General features: G+C 42.8%; 13 protein-coding genes. 10 read left to right on the plus strand and 3 right to left on the minus strand.

The window, feature by feature from the left end:
* Nucleotides 1–10: 10 nt before the first annotated feature.
* From ACMXYP_RS03715 to phbB, 5 genes are all read left to right on the plus strand, one after another.
* Entirely contained in the window at nucleotides 11–985 is a 975-nt protein-coding gene (locus ACMXYP_RS03715) for a sterol desaturase family protein (RefSeq protein ID WP_415883665.1), read from the plus strand.
* A 91-nt stretch (nucleotides 986–1076) separates the two neighbouring features.
* Nucleotides 1077–2129 (plus strand): Fe(3+) ABC transporter substrate-binding protein, encoded by a 1053-nt coding sequence (locus tag ACMXYP_RS03720; protein WP_415883666.1) that lies wholly within the window; start codon nucleotides 1077–1079, stop codon nucleotides 2127–2129.
* A 111-nt stretch (nucleotides 2130–2240) separates the two neighbouring features.
* Entirely contained in the window at nucleotides 2241–3890 is a 1650-nt protein-coding gene (locus ACMXYP_RS03725; RefSeq protein ID WP_415883667.1) for an ABC transporter permease, read from the plus strand.
* Nucleotides 3891–3893: 3 nt separating this feature from the next.
* Complete coding sequence (locus ACMXYP_RS03730; RefSeq protein ID WP_415883668.1) at nucleotides 3894–5006, plus strand: ABC transporter ATP-binding protein; 1113 nt, start codon at nucleotides 3894–3896, stop codon at nucleotides 5004–5006.
* A gap of 511 nt (nucleotides 5007–5517) precedes the next feature.
* On the plus strand, nucleotides 5518–6267 hold the full coding sequence (phbB, locus tag ACMXYP_RS03735; protein ID WP_415883669.1) for an acetoacetyl-CoA reductase: 750 nt from the start codon (nucleotides 5518–5520) through the stop codon (nucleotides 6265–6267).
* A 60-nt stretch (nucleotides 6268–6327) separates the two neighbouring features.
* On the opposite strand, the gene ACMXYP_RS03740 is transcribed toward phbB, so the two are convergent.
* The gene (locus ACMXYP_RS03740) at nucleotides 6328–9162 is read right to left on the minus strand and encodes a DUF349 domain-containing protein (RefSeq protein ID WP_415883670.1); all 2835 of its coding nucleotides are present in this window, start codon (nucleotides 9160–9162) and stop codon (nucleotides 6328–6330) included.
* A 290-nt stretch (nucleotides 9163–9452) separates the two neighbouring features.
* Nucleotides 9453–9878, minus strand: coding sequence for a YchJ family protein (locus tag ACMXYP_RS03745; RefSeq protein WP_415883671.1), 426 nt, complete (start codon nucleotides 9876–9878; stop codon nucleotides 9453–9455).
* A gap of 125 nt (nucleotides 9879–10003) precedes the next feature.
* On the opposite strand from ACMXYP_RS03745, the gene sbcB reads away from it, so the two are divergent.
* Both sbcB and ACMXYP_RS03755 read left to right on the plus strand, forming a co-directional pair.
* A complete protein-coding gene (gene sbcB, locus ACMXYP_RS03750; RefSeq protein WP_415883672.1) occupies nucleotides 10004–11470 on the plus strand; it encodes an exodeoxyribonuclease I in 1467 nt (488 codons plus the stop codon).
* On the plus strand, nucleotides 11454–11963 hold the full coding sequence (locus tag ACMXYP_RS03755) for a hypothetical protein (protein WP_415883673.1): 510 nt from the start codon (nucleotides 11454–11456) through the stop codon (nucleotides 11961–11963). The genes sbcB and ACMXYP_RS03755 overlap by 17 nt, the downstream gene beginning before the upstream one ends.
* 29 nt (nucleotides 11964–11992) lie before the next feature.
* Here the strand turns inward: ACMXYP_RS03755 and ACMXYP_RS03760 are convergent, their stop codons facing one another.
* Entirely contained in the window at nucleotides 11993–14827 is a 2835-nt protein-coding gene (locus tag ACMXYP_RS03760; RefSeq protein ID WP_415883674.1) for an insulinase family protein, read from the minus strand.
* 97 nt (nucleotides 14828–14924) lie between these two features.
* On the opposite strand from ACMXYP_RS03760, the gene ACMXYP_RS03765 reads away from it, so the two are divergent.
* From ACMXYP_RS03765 to ACMXYP_RS03775, 3 genes are read left to right on the plus strand one after another with little or no spacing between them, the layout of a single operon-like run.
* Complete coding sequence (locus ACMXYP_RS03765; protein WP_415883675.1) at nucleotides 14925–15362, plus strand: DUF6394 family protein; 438 nt, start codon at nucleotides 14925–14927, stop codon at nucleotides 15360–15362.
* Between the two features lie 20 nt (nucleotides 15363–15382).
* On the plus strand, nucleotides 15383–17077 hold the full coding sequence (locus tag ACMXYP_RS03770; RefSeq protein ID WP_415883676.1) for an NAD-binding protein: 1695 nt from the start codon (nucleotides 15383–15385) through the stop codon (nucleotides 17075–17077).
* Nucleotides 17078–17094: 17 nt separating this feature from the next.
* Nucleotides 17095–17982 (plus strand): DMT family transporter, encoded by an 888-nt coding sequence (locus ACMXYP_RS03775; RefSeq protein ID WP_415883677.1) that lies wholly within the window; start codon nucleotides 17095–17097, stop codon nucleotides 17980–17982.

Raw genomic sequence — 17982 nt, forward strand, 5'->3', positions numbered from 1 at the left:
TGAGGGGGCTATGCTCGAGATCTTTTCTGAATTCTATAATTCAGTGCTAGTGGACTTTACCAATAGTAAAAAACGCGTCTATTGGGGCTACTTGTTAGCAGCTCTTGTTATTGCTGTCGTTTGGTTGGTTCAAACTAAAAGAGTCTCTTTTGCTAAAGCGATTTCGATTATCTTTAGCGCCAAGGTTTGGTGGTCGCAATCAGCGAAAGCTGACTACCTTATTTTTCTGATCAACAAGTTCTCTTTTTTATTTATAGCGCCGTTACTATTGACGCATATTACAGTGTCTCAATGGCTCTTTTTTAAGTGTTATGAATGGTGGGGTTACCAATCTGTTGGTAATGACTGGCCACTATGGACGATAACTGCACTATTTACATTCAGTTACTTTATCCTGAATGACTTCTCCCGTTTTTTTGTACACAAACTTCTGCATGAAGTACCGTTTTTGTGGGAGTTTCATAAAGTGCATCATTCCGCCCGGGTATTAACGCCCATCACTGTTTTTCGTACCCATCCGGTTGAAGGCATTCTGTTTTCGTTTCGATCGATATTTGTTCAAGGTTTTTTAATCGCAGTATTTACCTTCCTGTTTGGTGATCGTGTTGATCTATTTATGTTTTACGGTGTGGTTGTAACGACCTTTCTATTCAATCTGCTGGGATCAAATTTACGTCATTCCCAGATAGCGATCGGTTATTGGGATGGAGTAGAGCGATGGTTGATCTCGCCTGCGCAGCATCAGATTCATCATTCAACTTTGCCCAAGCATTTTGATAAAAACTATGGGGTTATCTTGGCTGTTTGGGATCGCTGGACAGGTACTTTGGTTTATTCTGAACGAGATCAGGAATTAGAGTTTGGTATTTCTAGAAAAGTAGAGGCAAATGAGCAAAATGTTCTCTATCTTTATTTTCAGCCGTTTAAATCATTATTTAGTCGCTTAAGGCAAATATCGAAGCCAAAAGTAGCAAATGATAATTGAATAGATATATATCAATGATAACGGTTATCGTTTATGATTCTATTCTTACTTTAAGACACGTTTTGTATTGTTGAGTGTTGAGGTTTTTTTAATGAAGATAAATGCTTTAGCTAAGATTGTTTCCTCTGTTGGTGCTGTTGCAGCTGTCACTGTATCCGCTTTATTACCTACATCTGCTTTTGCTCAAGAAGCTGGTGTTGTAAATGTTTATTCGGCACGTAAAGAAGCCTTGATTAAACCGCTTCTAGATCGTTTTACAGATGAAACTGGCATTAGTGTAAACCTTGTAACTGGTAAGGCTGATGCGCTGCTAAAGCGTCTTGAAGTAGAAGGTAAAGCAAGCCCTGCTGATCTGTTTGTTACTGTTGATGCTGGTCGTTTACACCGCGCTAAGAGTGCTGGTGTTCTTCAAGTGTCTGGAAGCGACACTTTAAATAAAGTTATTCCTCAAAGTCTTAAAGATGCTGATGGTTATTGGTATGGCATGTCTCAGCGTGCTAGAACGATCTTTTACGTAAAAGGTAAAGTTGATCCTTCAGAGTTGTCCACTTATGAAGATCTAGCTGATTCAAAATGGAAAGGGCGTATCTGTGTTCGTTCTTCCAATAATATTTATAATCAATCCTTAGTTGCTTCTATGATCGATGCTATCGGCGTAGAGAAAACTGAAGCTTGGGCTAAAGGTTTAGTGAAAAACTTCGCGAAGCCGCCTTCAGGTGGTGATACTGATCAGCTAAAAGCTGCAGCAGCAGGCGTATGTGATATCGCCATAGCAAATACTTACTATTTTGGTCGTTTGTTAAATAGCGAAAATGCTGAAAAGAAAGCAATTGGAGCTAAATTGGCAGCGTTTTGGCCAAACCAAGCTGACCGTGGTGTTCATATGAACGTTAGTGGCGCAGGTGTGACTAAGCATGCTCGTAATGTTGATAATGCAGTGAAGCTAATGGAATTTATGGCCTCTGATCAGTCTCAAGCTTGGTATGCAGAGGTTAATAACGAATATCCTGTCGTAACGACTGCTAAGGTGTCTGACACGTTGGCTGGGTTGGGTGAATTTACTGCTGACGATATTGTGTTGAGCAAACTGGGTGAAAATAACCGTAGCGCAGTTGAATTAATGGATCGCGCAGGTTGGAAGTGATTTATTTTATTATCAAGTAATTGTTTATTAAGTGATAGAATAGCTTGACCTAAGCGCCTGTAGAGAAGTCTTACAGGCGTTTTCTGTTTTTTCAGAGCCTGTAAAAAAATAATGCCTGCAGTTAAATTCAAACAATTTGGACAAAATTGGCTTGCGACAAGTAGCTTCGTCGTAACTTTTCTTCTATTACTGCCACTTGCTGTAATAGTTGGATTTGTTTTTAACGGCTCTGCTGATGTTTTCTCTCATCTATATAACACGGTCCTCGCTGATTACGTCAGTAATTCATTACTACTCATGCTCGGCGTGGGGTTTGGTGTTCTTCTTTTAGGTATCCCAACCGCTTGGCTCACAAGCGTTTGCGAATTCCCTGGGCGCAAATTGTTTGCTTGGGCTCTGCTTCTGCCTTTAGCTGTCCCTGCCTATATCATTGCTTACACTTATACGGGCTTATTGGACTATGCTGGCCCAGTGCAAACTCTAATCAGAGATATCACTGGACTCGGTTACGGCGAGTATTGGTTTTTCGAAGTTCGTTCTTTAGGTGGAGCGATTATGATGCTGGCTTTAGTGTTGTATCCGTATGTATATCTATTAAGCCGTGCAGCCTTTCTTGAGCAATCCGCTAGTACTTTGGAAGTCAGCAGAACTCTAGGCTATAACCAGTGGCAAGGCTTGTTCAAATTAGCTTTGCCTTTAGCGCGTCCTGCAATTATAGCTGGCTTAACCTTGGCGTTGATGGAAACATTGGCTGATTATGGCACCGTGCAGTATTTTGGCGTTAGCACCTTTACTACAGGTATTTTTCGTACTTTTTATGGTTTTGGCGACTCCGCTGCTGCGGCTCAGTTGGCAGCCTTTCTACTTGGATTTGTAGCGCTTCTAGTTTTAGTCGAAAAATATTCTCGTCGTAAAGCAAGGTACCACTCTTCAGCAGAATATAAAGCTAAGGCCAAGCTAATCGAGCTTAAAGGCGGGAAAGCGTGCTTTGCATTTATCGTGTGCTTGTTCCCAGTTCTATTCGGATTTCTGATTCCTGCAGGCTTGCTTGGATATTGGAGTTTTACGCAGGCGGATCTGTCTGATGGTGATTTTCTTGAGTTAGCATGGAACTCTTTCTATTTGGCATTTCTGGCTGCCCTGATTGCTGTCGGTTTTGCGCTCTTATTAGCTTATGCTGGACGTTTAACGCCAAGTAAAGGCGTGCGTTTCTCTATTGCAACTGCGGGGATGGGTTATGCGTTGCCAGGAACCATTATCGCTATAGGGGTTATCATCCCATTTGCATGGATGGATCATCAACTAATCGCAGCTGCCAAAAATTGGTTCGACGTTGATTTAGGGCTGATTCTTTCTGGGACGATTGTCGCGCTATTATTTGCTTATACTGTTCGCTTCTTAGCGGTCTCTCTGGGCTCGATTCAGAGTGGTTTAGGCAAGATAAAACCAAGTCTAGATGGCGCGGCGCGCACTTTAGGCTGTACGCCGTTACAAGTATTAAAACAGGTACATGTACCTTTGATGCGTAGTTCTGTATTAACTGCGCTTCTAATTGTATTTGTCGATGTTTTAAAAGAGCTTCCAGCGACTCTTATATTGAGGCCTTTCAACTTTAATACGCTAGCTGTTAGAGCGTTTGAGTTGGCGTCAGATGAAAGATTGATCGATGCAGCGCCAGCGTCATTATTAATAGTAGCGGTAGGTCTATTACCGGTGATTTTACTAAGCCGCTCAATATCTAAAGGGCGTGCAGGAAACTAAGTTATGAGCCAAGCAAAACACCTTTTAATTGATGATGTAACCTTAGCCTATGGTGATGTTGAGGTTGTGCATAATGTTTCTTTGGGATTAGAAAAGGGTGAAATTGGTTGTCTTTTAGGGCCTAGTGGCTGTGGTAAATCTACACTGCTAAGATCGATTGCGGGGTTTGAGCCAGTTAAATCTGGCGAGATTTCCATGTTGGGGCAGCAGTTGTCCACTTCGCAATTTTGCATGCCAACTGAGCAACGCAATATTGGTATGGTTTTCCAAGATATCGCATTGTTCCCGCATTTGAGCATCGCGGATAATATTGCATTTGGTATCAAAAACTGGAGCAGAGCTGATAAGATCGCACGTATTTCAGAGTTGCTTGAGCTAGTAGGCTTGCCGGGTGTAGAGGAGCGCTACCCGCACTCTTTATCAGGTGGTCAGCAACAAAGGATTGCGCTTGCGCGTGCGATGGCACCAAAGCCTGATCTACTGTTGTTGGATGAGCCGTTTTCTGGCTTGGATGCTAACCTGCGTGAAACCCTAGTACCTGAGATTCGAGATATCCTTAAGCAAGAAGAGGTGAGCGCTATTCTGGTAACACACGACCAGATGGAAGCCTTTGCAATGGCAGATAAAATTGCCGTAATGCAACAAGGTGTTATTCAACAGTGGGGCACGGCTTTTAATATCTATCATGAACCCAAAACCCGCTTTGTAGCTGACTTTATCGGTTTGGGGGAGTTTCTTAAGGCGCGTATCAAAGATGCTTATTCGGTTGAGACATCGTTAGGCGTTTTGGTCGGCGACGAAAAGCTAGTTTATGCGCCAGGGACTGAAGTTGAGTTGTTAATTCGACCAGATGATATTCAGCATGAAGAAGAAAGTGATACCACCGGGCTGATCGTCAGTAAATGGTTCCGAGGTTCTCATTATCTTTACCAAGTTCAGTTGGATAATGGCGAAATCGTACCTTGTATCACCGCGTGTCATCATGACCATGATGTAGGTGAGCGTATCGGGTTAAAAATTGAATTTGACCACCTTGTTGTCCTTCCGATTTGTGATCCAGAATCGGGGATTTGCGAAATACAAGAGTCAGATGTTGTACCCGCTGCGGGAGCTTGAATACGCGTTTACCCTTAAACTTTCTGTTTACGTCGCTCTAACTCGTTAAAACTGTTAACTATTTTACAATGCTAGCGGTTGTTGCGATGCGGTAAAAAAAAGATGGCTTAATAGCTTTTCTTACCTATTAATAAATTCTTATTTCAAATGTAGTCTAGATTTTTAACCTGCTGAAAAGTAAGTGTTTATTTAGGGTTTTTAATTCCTGTTCTTTTCTGTTCTATACATATCTTTTGCTGTGATAGATTCCATTTTGGATATTATTGCTGCGTTGCGTCGACTTCCTTGATTGTATTGGTTTGTCACTTTTACTTCATAGTATTGGATTATCCTTATTACTCTTCAACCAAAGTCATATTATTATCGTTGAAGATATCGGATTATGATCGATATATAACCAACTTATGAAATACCTTATTCAAAGCCTCGAGCTGGTGGGTATTCTTAGTTTGGCAAAGATGGACCATAAATAATTACTACAAAGCACAAATGCGTAAAAAGGGGATGTAACATGGGTCAAAAAATTGCCCTAGTAACAGGTGGAACAGGTGGCTTAGGTACGTCGATTTGCCGTGAATTGGTTGATGGTGGATTTCGAGTAGTTGCTGGTTACAACAGTGGTGGAGACCATTCAAAAGCTCAAGCTTGGCAAGCAGAGCAAAAAGCAGCAGGTTATGAGATTGATGTAGCTTACGGTGATGTGACTGATGCTGAGTCATGTGCTCAGTGTATAGCTACAGTTGAAGAGCTGACGGGCGGCACTGTTGATATTCTGATAAATAACGCAGGTATCACACGTGATGGTCAGTTTAAAAAGATGAGTTGGGAACAGTGGGATGAGGTCTTAACAGCTAACCTTGATTCTATGTTCCATATGACCCGTTTAGTTATCAACGGCATGATTGATAGCGGTTGGGGCCGTATCATCAATATCTCTTCTGTAAACGCTCAGAAAGGTCAGTTTGGTCAGTGTAACTACTCTGCAGCAAAAGCAGGTATTCATGGTTTCACTAAAGCCTTGGCTCAAGAGGTTGCACGTAAAGGTGTGACGGTAAATACGGTTTCGCCTGGTTATATTAAAACTGCAATGGTGGCGAAGATAGCTCAAGAGATTCAAGATCAGATTTGCGCTGGTATCCCTGTGGGTCGTTTTGGTACGCCTGAAGAGATTGGTCACATGTGCAATTTCTTGTGTGGCGAGCATTCTGGTTATATCACAGGTGCGGATATGTCGGTGAATGGCGGCTTGCACATGTCATAAAGCTGAATAGCTTATATATAAAAAAACCGCTTTTTAGCGGTTTTTTTGTTTCTAATCTTTTTAGAGTAATTGCTGCAATCTTTCTTCAAAGCGCTCATTGAACTCTTCGAAATGAGCGGCAAAAGGTATGCCTAGCCATTCTTGTTCAAGCTGTTTGATCTCACTGAGATTAAAGCCCTGTTTTTGTTCAGCAAGTGCTTGCTGTAAACGCTCCATTTGATATTCCATACGCAGCGCTTGGTCTTCTGGTGGCGAAGGCTGGGATGTTGCTATCTCTAGGCGAATACAAAGGTGGCGTAAGCGTTGTTCTTGGGTATTGATCATCTCATCCATTTCATCTGGGTTAGAGATCAAAGATAGAAGAACTGCAAAACGCTGGTCGATATCTGATTTTTCAGAAGGTGATTCAGGTTCTTGCTCCCAAGCATGTTGTAGCGATGCTATGCAATCACTTACAGTCTCATCCAATATTGCATGCTCAAGCTGTTCGCAAATTTCAGCCTTGCGCTGAATCGTTAGGTATGGCTCTGACTCGAATTGTTTCAACTCGTGCTTTTGACGCTGCACATAGTTGATTGCTTTTTCGATTCGCTCGGATAAGGTTTCGTCTTCAATTGGCAGAAGCTGCTGCATAGAACCAAGAAGTTCCTGCAGATGATTTAAGCTAGCGCCGGTTTCAATCAGCTGCTCTAGTTCAGAGCACTGTTTTTCTATAGCGTTACTGTTTTGTGCTTGAGAATTGCCTTCTTTCGATGATGATTTATCAGCGAAATACATTTCAAAAACTTGACTGCAGTTTTCTCTAAACTGATTCCAAAGTTTTCTTTCTTGATTGCGAGGAGCAGGGCCAATTAATTTCCAGGCTTTTTGAAGCTCTTTAACTTGCTCTGTCGCATTATGAAGATTTGTTGCTTGCAGAAGCTGCTCTGTTTCGGCGATTAAACTTTGCTTTTCTTTGGCGTTAGCCTGTCGAATCTCTTTTAGCGGTGCATCCAGTTCTTTTAATAATTGATCAAACTGAACTTGTAGCTTTTTACCTGGAGCACGATCAACAGGGGAATAATTGCGCCATTCTGTTTTCGCTTGATGGATCTGATGACTGTAATCCTTCCAGTTTTCGACAGTTTTTTCTTGAGGTGCTTTTAGGTCTTTTAGCGCTTCTAAGATCTGCTGGCGCTTTTCTAAATTGCTCTTGCGAATATCTCGCTGTTGAGCAAAGTGTTGGTCACAAGGCGCATACGCAGCGTCTGAGGCTTTTTTGAATCGCTTCCAAAGCTGTTGCGAATGAACAGAGTCGGTTGCATCAAGCAGTTTCCACTCTTTCTGGATCCTACGAACTTGGGTCGCTAAATCTTGTACTGGAAGATTGGATTGGCTCAGTGTTTCCATCTCTTCACATAGAGATTCTTTTTTTGGTGCGACAGCATAAGCTTGCCAGTCCCTAATCTCTTGAAGCTCGGCTCCAAGTGCTTTAATACGTTGTTCAAGCTCTGGTGTTAGGTTGCCATTTAGGCGTTTACTTAGCTGTTCTGCTCTTTTAATTTGCTTGTCAGCAGAGCGGATTTCACCGGATGAGATCGCAGATTTTAGTCCATCTAAGACATCGCTAAGCTCTTTTTGTAGCTGTAGCGCATGATTATTATCGGCGTCTAGACGCAATTTCGCGCAAGCTAAGCCTTCTTCTAGCTCTGTTAGTGAAGCAGGCTTCTCTTGTAATTTAGGCCAGCTAAATTTGTTTATTAGCTGTGTGGCTTCTTGCGCGGCTTTGTTCAATGGCTCAATCTCAGGTGAACCATTCAATACAGCGCACAGAGCTTTAATTTTTTCTTCGGCTTCAATCAGATGAAAATAAGAAACCAATAGGTTCTTTAATTGAGCGGTGATTTTATCGAAGCTAGCCTGCTCATCTTTGCTGCTGTATTGCTTAACTGCTGTCCAATCAGCACAAAGCGATTCCAAACGAGATTGGAATGTTTTTAGCTGTGCCTTATCTGCAGGTAATGTGCTGCTTTGTTCTTTAAGAATACATAGCTCAGAGTACACTGCATGGCTTTGAGCTTTTTGCTTCTCTAGCTGAGCTTCTTTCTCTTGTTCAGCCTGTTGTTCTGCATCATGCTTCTGGATCGTTTCAGAACAAATTTTTAGCTTTTCTTGGAAAAGCTCTTGTTGCTCGGAATTCGTCGAAGAGCTAAGTTTTTCCCAGTCCGCTTCAATAGCAGTCATCTTCGCCGAATACAGCGGGAAGAATTCAGTTGTTGCGAGTTGTTGAATAGAAGCTAACTGTTTCTGGATCGCTTCTTGTTGAGCTTGTTCTTGCTTCTTCTGTTCACGAATGACTTGAAGCTTTTCTTTCGTGACTTTAACGACGCCTTTATCTTTATTACGAGCTGCCTTTTGGAGTTGCTCAAGAATCTCTTCACTATTGATCTGACCGGCAGCTAGGACGCGCAAACTAGCCCGTTGGCTTTTTTCTGCAATAAGAACAAGATCATGATCGTCAGTAACTTGGATAACGGCTTGCTCACGAAGCTGTTCATCTTGGCTGTTAAGCGCAATATGAGTGAGTAGATCACCATCCGTAATGTAGGAAAGTGCAGAGCTTTTTTCTTCTTGAAGCGGTGTCTCTTCTTGGCTGAGAAGAATTTGACTAATTCGGTGTAGAGCTAATTGTTGGATATTGCTAGAACTGTCGTTCTGGCTGATTTGGACTAATAGGTTAAGGTCTGAGAGTTTTTCAGTAGCATTTAAACGTACTGTCTCGTCCTGATCTTTCAGTGCTAGCTGCGATAGGATAGTTTGAGCGTCGGCATCAGTTTTGCGAAGTTTTGCAATCGCTTTGATCCGCTTTTCGGGTTTGGCGTGTTGCCAATTAGGCTTTAAAAATCTTGCTAGCATAGTGTCCTGTACTTCTGCGGCTACGCGTATATATAAGATGGAACGCGCTACCTTTAAGGGCCAATATTCTACCTGAGAATTTAGTGACTGACAGCGTTGACATTAAGATAATGTACTGGCATTTAATGTTTTTTGAGTGGCTTTTACAAAAGGAAAGACAAAGATAGTTTGCAAGAGCACTGACTATTTCGGCTAAGTCTAGGAAATAGAAGGTGTTAGAGAATAAGCCCAGATAAAAATTAAATATTGATAACTGAGCTTACTTTCTAAAGCGATAAGCAGAATTATTACTAAGTTCGAATTTCTACATCACCATCAACATAGATCCAAAAACCATCTTCTTTCCGAAAGTTTGATTTTTCATACAAGGTTCCGCTTTGGTCATCTGTTTCGAAATTTGCTTCAAACTCAACCATGCCGGTCTCGTCAGAACGATTGCCTTGGCTAGTATCTAAAATTGTTAGGCCTGTCCAGTTTGTATATTTGACTTGGTCAGCCAAAATTTCGGCATCATCTTCGCCGCGGTTTTCTGGCGCAGTGGTATTGATTAGATAATCTATAGCACCCAGCGCAAAGGCTGTGTAGCGGGATCGCATCAATGCTTCCGCCGTTGGTGCAGGTTTTTGCCCTTGTACGATTGGTTTGCAGCAGTAATCAAACGGTTTATTGGAACCACAGGGGCAAACTTTGTTCATTACATCCTGATTATGAGACATGGGTGAACCCTTAACATTGAAATGTTAATCTGAAATACAGAGCGTTCTATTGGCTATTCTTTTAAAATATATAGCTAATAACCACATTATATCTATCAGATTTACCCTTTTGGCAAGGATAATTTATGGCTAATGCGCCTTTAACATTTTTTTGGCATGACTATGAAACATTTGGCGCAGATCCTAAACGCGATTGGCCGGTCCAGTTTGCCGGTATTCGTACCGATGATCAGCTAAACATCATCGAAGAGCCTGTGATGTTTTATTGCAAACCAAGTGAGGACCAACTCCCTCATCCAGAAGCGTGTTTGATTACAGGGATTACACCGCAAAAAGCGATAGAAGAGGGTGTGTGTGAAGCGGATTTCTTTGCACAGATTCATGAGCAGCTTGCTCGTCCTGGCACTTGTGGTGTGGGCTACAACAGCATTCGTTTTGATGATGAAGTAACGCGATACGGTTTGTATCGTAACTTCTTTGATCCCTATTCTCGAGAGTGGCAAAACGGTTGTTCCCGTTGGGATATTATCGATATGTTGCGATTGACTCGATCCCTACGTCCTGAAGGGATTACTTGGCCTAAATATGAAGATGGCTCACCAAGTTTAAGACTAGAAGATTTAACGGTTGCTAATGGTATCGACCATGGTCATGCCCATGATGCTTTATCAGATGTGTATGCCACGATTGAGATGGCAAAGCTGGTGCGGGATAAGCAGCCTAAGTTATTTAATTACGTGCTAAATAACCGTAGTAAACAATCTATTCAAAACCTGCTAGACCCGCAAAGTCATAAGCCTGTGTTACATGTTTCTTCACGCTACCCAGTTGAGCATGGTAATGCTGCCATTGTGGCACCCTTGGCGACGCATCCTGTGAATAAAAATGGAGTGTTAGTGTGGGATCTGCGTGTAAACCCAGATCCACTGATGCAATTGCCGGTCGAAGAGTTAAGGCGTTTACTTTATACAAAGCATTCAGAGCTCACTGATGCTGATCCGAAAATCGCCTTAAAGCAGGTGCATATCAATAAGTGCCCGATCATAGCGCCTGCCGGCATGTTGAATACTGAGGAAGCGGCCCGTTTGCAGATTGATGGGGATGTGTGTCGAACGCATTTGCAGATGCTACGAAGTTTTACTGGTCTGTCACAGAAAATTGCCGATATCTATAGTGAGAGCCCTTTTGAGGCGGAAAGCGATCCGGATATGATGCTATACAGTGGCGGTTTCTTTACGCCATCAGATCGTAAATCCATGGATCAAATTCGCCAAACGGGCCCTATGGAGTTGGCTGAGCTGGATCTGCCATTCCAAGATCCTCGGCTTGAGGAGATGTTATTGCGCTATAAAGCGCGTAATTGCAGCTCTGTGTTAACTCAGGAAGAACAGATGCAATGGGAAGATTATCGTCGTCGTAAATTGTTAAAAGGCGAAGGTGGTCATTTGACTATGGATACATTCTTCCAACGCTTGAATGAACTCTATGGTCAGCCGGAAATGGATGATAATAAACGCCACATTTTGGAAGAATTAGCTGTATACGCTGAGGCTATTTATCCTATGGAAGATGCTTTTGACGATGCCTATTAGATCGATTGCTTTCGGTCTGTGCCTTATTTCTTGCGTAGTAAGTGCGGAGGAAGAGATCGAACTGCCTATCGAATACGATATCACCTCACCTAAAGGTTATTTCTACGGCACGGTTGATGGTGAGACTGCCTACAAGGATTGGCGCAGAGGCACCTTTGATAAAGAGCGCATGAATGAGATCAAACCTAAGGACTTGCCGAGTAATTTGCCAGAGCCGGTCGTGATTCCTTATGTTCCACCAGTGGTAAATGAAGTACCGGTAGGCAAACCGAAAAAGCCACCATTAAAAGGTGAGGACAAGATCTTTGTCCAGATAGGTAAGGATGAGAAAAAAGCGCGATGTCTTATCTTAGGGCAGGGCTGTGAAGAGCTAGTAGAGCCTGAAGTAAAAGATTCTGTTTATTTCCGACCAATAGAAGCGCAAAAGCAAAAACAGTTGGAATTAGAGCAAGAAAAAGCTAAAAAACGCACGATTATTAATCCAGACCAATAATCGTGCGATTTTCTTAGCGAGAGGGACCATCAGTTATCAGGAGTGAAAGCGCCCTGATCTCTTCGTTGCTTAAACAAGCGAGTTAATTGTGTCGGCTCGGTTGCAGGGCGTTCAAACTTCTTACCTGTACTTAAGACCGTTAAACGGCGATCAAACAAACCAGCGTAGCGTTTGGATAGATCGTCTAAGGTTACTTTCTTGACAGCTTCCGCCAGCTTCTTACGGGTATCAAACTCTGTTTCACCCCAATCGAGCTCTCGCCAGAATCGCTTGGTACGACTGGATAGTTTTTTATCCTGTTTAGTGATTCTAGAAATTACACTGCGTTTAAATTTGTTCAGCTCTTTCTGATTTAATTGCGAGATCAAATTGCTCGATTGCATTAAGAACTGATCAATCTCTTTTGCCAGCGTTTTACCGTCTGCCACAGGGGATTGCACGATAAAGGCAATACCCGGTGTTTTGTGCATCTGTAAAGGTGTACCGAAGACGATGTACCCCAGCTGTTTTTCGGTGCGCAGCTGATTGTAGAAAGGCGCGGATAAAATTTCGCTCAATACAGAGAATTCAGCTTTCTCTTTATTGCTGTTGTTATTGCCTTGTAGCAAAACAGAGATCGCCGAATCATCATGATCAATCACTAACTTATCTGTAAGCTGCTGCTGGCGCGGTACTTGAACTACCTGGACGGGCGTGACTTCTTTAGCACCGGATTGCCATAGGCTATCCTTGATCTGTGAAGCGATAGTTTCGGCGTCTGCTTCGCTTATATTGCCATGTGTAAGTAGTTTAATGTCCGGCGTTTCCTGCAATTTAGCTGCATAAGCGGCAAGATCTCTAACCGTCAGTTTTTCTGCTTCACGACGTTCCTCTGCATTGCTCCACTGAGGTAGAAGCAATTCATACAGACGACTCGTCGTTTGATTGTACGGCTTATCATTTAGCTGGTTCGCTAAGTTATCTAGATACTTCTGCTTTAGGATCTCAAAACGCTCTTTTGGGAGGTCCGGTTTATTAATCGCAGAAACCACATCTTTTGTTAGTAGATCTAGCTTGTCGTTATAACCGGATAAGCGAACCGTAAAGCCCTTCATATGTGGGTAAATATTCGTGCCTAGACCAGCTAGATAAGCATCGTAGAGTGTTTCATTGAGTTGCTCTTGCAGCATCTCAGTGAAAAGACTGTTCATCACCCAGTTTTTAGCGCTGGTATTGGCAAATGGGGTTTGCAGTGTGAAATAGGCATTTGCTTTCGGCACATTAAAGCTAACATCGGTTAAATGCCAATGTTCGAAACCTTGTTTATCTTGCAGTAGATAAGGCGCTTTTTTAGTTTTTGCTGCTAGAAGATCTAGGTCCTGAGCAATAAACGGGTTAGTGCTGCGAACCGTTAATTTCGAATCAATTGCTTTAACGGCGAAGCTTTTCAAGGTTTCCGCATTAAATTGAGAAACTTCAAAAGGTACGTTGTAGTCAGGTTCTGTTTGGTTGCCTTTAACATCACGCGCTTTAATGGTCACCAGCATATTCTCTGGCTTGATCTGATCCAGATATTGCTTAATCAGCTCAGGCTTAAACTCATTAAAGGTATAGTTCGCAGAGATGACTTTCTCCGTTGGGAAAAATTGCATCTGTCGTGTCAAACCGCTCACCATGTGGATGGGTTCTGATTGCTCCTGAAAGGTGAAACGGATGTTGCTCAGTTGTTTTTCTTCATCAAATAGCGCTTTTTGAATGCCACTCTGTTTTAGTAATTCAACATACTGGAATACCATTTGGATAACTTGCTGGTACTGCTCTAGGCCTTGTTCGGTTAGGCGCATGCTGACCATAAAGCTAGCTTGGTTATCCAAATCATGACCTTGTGAAGCAGAAAGGGACGTTGCCAAGCCTTTCTCTTTCAGTAGAGAAAGTAAGCTGCCTTTGCCTTCATAGCCGATCAGGTTGCTGATGTAATACAGCGGCTTGCTTTCCCAATGACTGCGAGTTTCAGCAGTAGGGAAGGTTAGCGTAAGTGAGCGGATATCTTTTACGCTTTTGATCTTAACCAACTGCGGAAGTTGCTTCGGATTAAACAGAGAGGTTTTGGTTTCAAACGCTTTAGAATCGTAGTTTTTAACCGCGCTGAATTTCTCTCTTACCATCTGCTCTAATTGGTCTAGTGGTTCTCTACCTTGCACGGCAAGTGCCATCAGGTTGGCAGAATAATAGCGCTGATAAAATTCGATTAACTCTTTACGAATTGGGCGCTCGGGAGTATTAGCTAGAGTTTCTAAACTACCCACTGCAAACCAGTTGTGGCTATTTTGTTGGTTCATTAAAGATTTCGTTACGGCATAGCTACGGCGGTAATCATCTTTAATCTTTGATTGATATTCCGAGTGAACAGCATGGCGCTCGCGATCTACGTATTTTTCATCAAATAGCGGCGCAATAAAGAATTGTGCAAAGCGATCTAAAGCGGGTTCTAAATTATCAGCAGTGACATCAAAGAAGTAGTTGGTGTTTTCCATCGATGTATAAGCGTTATGGCCGCCACCGTGAGAACGGATGAAACTCTGATATTCATCCGCAGCAGGGTATTTTTCGGTGCCTAAGAACAGCATGTGTTCGAGATAATGGGCTAGACCCGCGCGATCTTTAGGGTTAGCACTAGATCCCACCGCTACATTCATAGAGGCAGCCGCTTTGTCACTTTTAGGATTCGAGATCAATAAAACGCGCAGTTGATTATCTAAGGTTAGGCTGCGATACACATTTGGATCGTTGGGACTTTTTTCGACGTCTGCGAATACTGATGTGGATAAAACCGCAGACAATAGACCAGCAAAAATAACTAGCCGTGGCATGGAAAGAGTTAGCATAAAAATAAGCCTTAAATCGTAAAAACACCAAAATGTTATGTTGTGACAAAGCATAACGGTTAGGGTTCCTTAATCCAACTCAATGGATTTAGTAAGCGTGGGTGTTACAATCCAGATCTTCGTTAAAAAAGTTCAGGAGTTGAAGGAAGCGATGAACAAGGAAAAAGTGATTTTTGCGTTTTTTATTGTGTTGGCATTGACGCTCAACTTTGGCTTCTTTCTTGGGGATATAGAAAACCCAGCTCACCATAACGTTTACGAGTTTTTTGCTGCATTAGTTGTCAGCATGATCTGTACAGTCATTAAATTTGGTGACCGAACACATCTAGGTGCACTGATGCTAGCTACCTCATTAGTTGCTGACCTGCAACTAATCGTCGCTGCAGGAATTTGGGGTTACGCAGAGCAGATTAGCGGTATTGGTATGGACCCATCTAATATGTCGAGCGTTGTTTCTCTAAGTGCAGGCGCGCTCTTAGCCAATGTTATCTCGGTTATTTTGTTGGTAGTTGAAACTGCCATGCTGCGTCGATAAGCACTGAGCGATTATTCTTTATGAATAACGTTATCTATCTATTTTTACGGCGCTTAAGGGTACCGTTAATTACTCTGATTGTTGTTTACTCCATCTCAGTACTTGGATTTGTACTTATACCTGGGGAGGATGATCAGGGTAATGTTTACCGAATGGATTTCTTCCATGCGGTTTACTTTGTCTCCTTTATGGGGTCGACCATCGGCTTTGGTGAAATTCCTTATGAATTCACTTCGGCTCAACGTATGTGGACGCTCTTTTGCATCTACGCCACGGTAATCGCTTGGTTATACGGTATAGGTACGACACTGGCTCTGATACAAGAACCCGTATTTGGCCGTATGATGCGCAGGCGCTCCTTCACTGCAGATGTTCGGCAAATGAACGAGCCCTTTTATCTGATTTGTGGCTACGGTGTGACCGGAAGTGTCGTTGTTCGACAGCTAGTACGACGTGACATCCGCGTGGTGGTTGTTGATATCAATCAGGACAAAATAGATGCGTTAGAGATGGATGAGTTACCTGTCTCTGTTTCCGCGCTTTGTGCCGATGCTTCTCTTCCCGATGTCTTAGATGCGGCAGGCCTTCAGCATCCCAAATGTATTGGCATCATGGCGTTAACGAACCATGATCAGGTTAATCTCTCTATTGCAATCGCTAGTAAATTGTTAAATCCTGAGCGGATGGTGATCAGTCGTACCGAATCTGATATTACCTCTGCCAATCTAAAATCTTTTGGTACGGATCTGGTAGTGGACCCGTTCCGTACCTATGCACAGTATCTTTCTTTAGCGGCTCATGCGCCTTATATGCATCTGGTCTATGACTGGATTCACAATCCATTCCATCGTCCGCTTTCCAGCGTCTATCAGCGTACAAAAGGGCGTTGGATCATCTGTGGGCACGGTCGTTTTGGCCGTGCGTTGTATCGCGATTTTGATGAAAGTGATGTCGAACTGACGGTTTTAGATATTGATGCAGAAAAAATAAAAGACCTTCCACATCAAGTAACCGGCGTTGGTACTGAAGCGGTTACACTGATGGAAGCGGGGGTTATGGACGCAGTGGGTATCGTTGCGGGTACCAATAATGATGCCGATAACCTGTCCATCATGATGACCGCTCGAGAATTGAACCCAAAACTCCTGACTGTAGTTAGACAAAACATCCATGCCAATGGCTTGGTTTTTAAAAACAGCCGTGCTGATTTTATTATGGAGCCGGGGCGTATTATCGCTAACCGCATCCTTGCGCATGTTAAATCGCCGCTAGTGCCTATATTTATCGAAGAGATGCGGGATAAGTTTGACGATGTCTGGGCACACACATTGATTAATCGAATGAGCAGTGTGGTAGGGGACAGGGAGTTAGATAGCTGGGCCTATACTGTAGGCGAGAAAGAAACACCTGCTTTTATGGAAGCAAAGAGACAAGGCTTCGACTTAACGCTCTCTCTGTTCTTTAAAGACCCTCACAATCGCAAGAAAAATCTACATGCCTTTCCTCTAATGTTAAAGCGTGGGGATTTTATTGATATGTTGCCTGGCGAGTTGGATGAGCTACAAGAGGGCGATGAAGTCCTGATTTGTGGTTTAAATAAATCCAATCGCCGTATGCAATGGACTGTAAATAATTATAATGTCCTGCATTATGTCATTACGGGCAATGATGCGAGTAACAGTCTACTTTCGCGTTTTTTGCAGAAGAATAAATAAGACTTTCGAGGTCATATTTGGCTTATCTACTGTTGACGCTTACCACGCTTTTTTGGGCGGGTAACTTTGTTTTAGCGCGTGCTTTTTCTGTTGATATCCCCCCGATTACGCTAGCGTTGATTCGCTGGTCATTAGCGTTCGTTATTTTATTACCTTTTGCTATCCCTACCATTTATAAGCATCGCGATGTGATTCGACAGTATTGGCCTAGGTTAGTGCTGTTTGGCGCTTTGAGTGTTGCCGGTTTCAACACCTTAGCTTATATCGGTTTGCAAACGACGACCGCTATGAATGGCACCCTGATGCAATCTTCAATGCCGATCATGATTCTCTGTATGAGCACATTAGTGCTTCGTGAGTCTGCGACCATGCGGCAATGGTTGGGTGTATTGCTTTCGCTTCTAGGTGTTTTAGCTTTGATCAGTAAAGGTGATCCTGAGGCTTTAATGTCGCTTAACTTCAACAGTGGTGACCTTTGGGTGTTACTCGCAATGTTTGTTTGGGCTTGTTACAGCCTAGCGTTGCGTTGGAAACCGAAAGAGATGAGTGGGTTTGCGTTTTTCTCGGTTTCTTTAACCGTAGGGGTGATTATTCTAGTACCGCTTTCACTGTTGGAAACCGAGAGAGCTTTGCAGATTCACTGGGATACGGATCTGATGTTACTGATCTCCTATTTAGCCATTTTTCCTTCTATCTTGGCTTATCTGTTTTGGAATTATGGTGTTGAAAAGCTAGGCGCTCATAAAGCTGGATTATTTATTCACCAAGTGCCAATGTGGGGGATTGTATTATCAGTGATTTTCCTCGCAGAGCAGGTTCAGGCTTTTCATTTATGGGGTATCGCTTTAATATTCACAGGGATTTATCTTGCTGTAGTTGCCGGTACAGTTACCGGTAAAAGTTAG

The sequence above is a fragment of the Neptuniibacter sp. QD34_54 genome (assembly GCF_047778055.1).
Lineage (GTDB): Bacteria > Pseudomonadota > Gammaproteobacteria > Pseudomonadales > Balneatricaceae > Neptuniibacter.

What these genes read in the sequence shown, in the direction of transcription:
- ACMXYP_RS03715 (WP_415883665.1), top strand. Translation starts at nt 11, where the DNA reads ATGCTCGAGATCTTTTCTGAATTCTATAATTCAGTGCTAGTGGACTTT.
- ACMXYP_RS03720 (WP_415883666.1), top strand. Translation starts at nt 1,077, where the DNA reads ATGAAGATAAATGCTTTAGCTAAGATTGTTTCCTCTGTTGGTGCTGTT.
- ACMXYP_RS03725 (WP_415883667.1), top strand. Translation starts at nt 2,241, where the DNA reads ATGCCTGCAGTTAAATTCAAACAATTTGGACAAAATTGGCTTGCGACA.
- ACMXYP_RS03730 (WP_415883668.1), top strand. Translation starts at nt 3,894, where the DNA reads ATGAGCCAAGCAAAACACCTTTTAATTGATGATGTAACCTTAGCCTAT.
- phbB (WP_415883669.1), top strand. Translation starts at nt 5,518, where the DNA reads ATGGGTCAAAAAATTGCCCTAGTAACAGGTGGAACAGGTGGCTTAGGT.
- ACMXYP_RS03740 (WP_415883670.1), bottom strand. Translation starts at nt 9,162, where the DNA reads ATGCTAGCAAGATTTTTAAAGCCTAATTGGCAACACGCCAAACCCGAA.
- ACMXYP_RS03745 (WP_415883671.1), bottom strand. Translation starts at nt 9,878, where the DNA reads ATGTCTCATAATCAGGATGTAATGAACAAAGTTTGCCCCTGTGGTTCC.
- sbcB (WP_415883672.1), top strand. Translation starts at nt 10,004, where the DNA reads ATGGCTAATGCGCCTTTAACATTTTTTTGGCATGACTATGAAACATTT.
- ACMXYP_RS03760 (WP_415883674.1), bottom strand. Translation starts at nt 14,827, where the DNA reads ATGCTAACTCTTTCCATGCCACGGCTAGTTATTTTTGCTGGTCTATTG.
- ACMXYP_RS03770 (WP_415883676.1), top strand. Translation starts at nt 15,383, where the DNA reads ATGAATAACGTTATCTATCTATTTTTACGGCGCTTAAGGGTACCGTTA.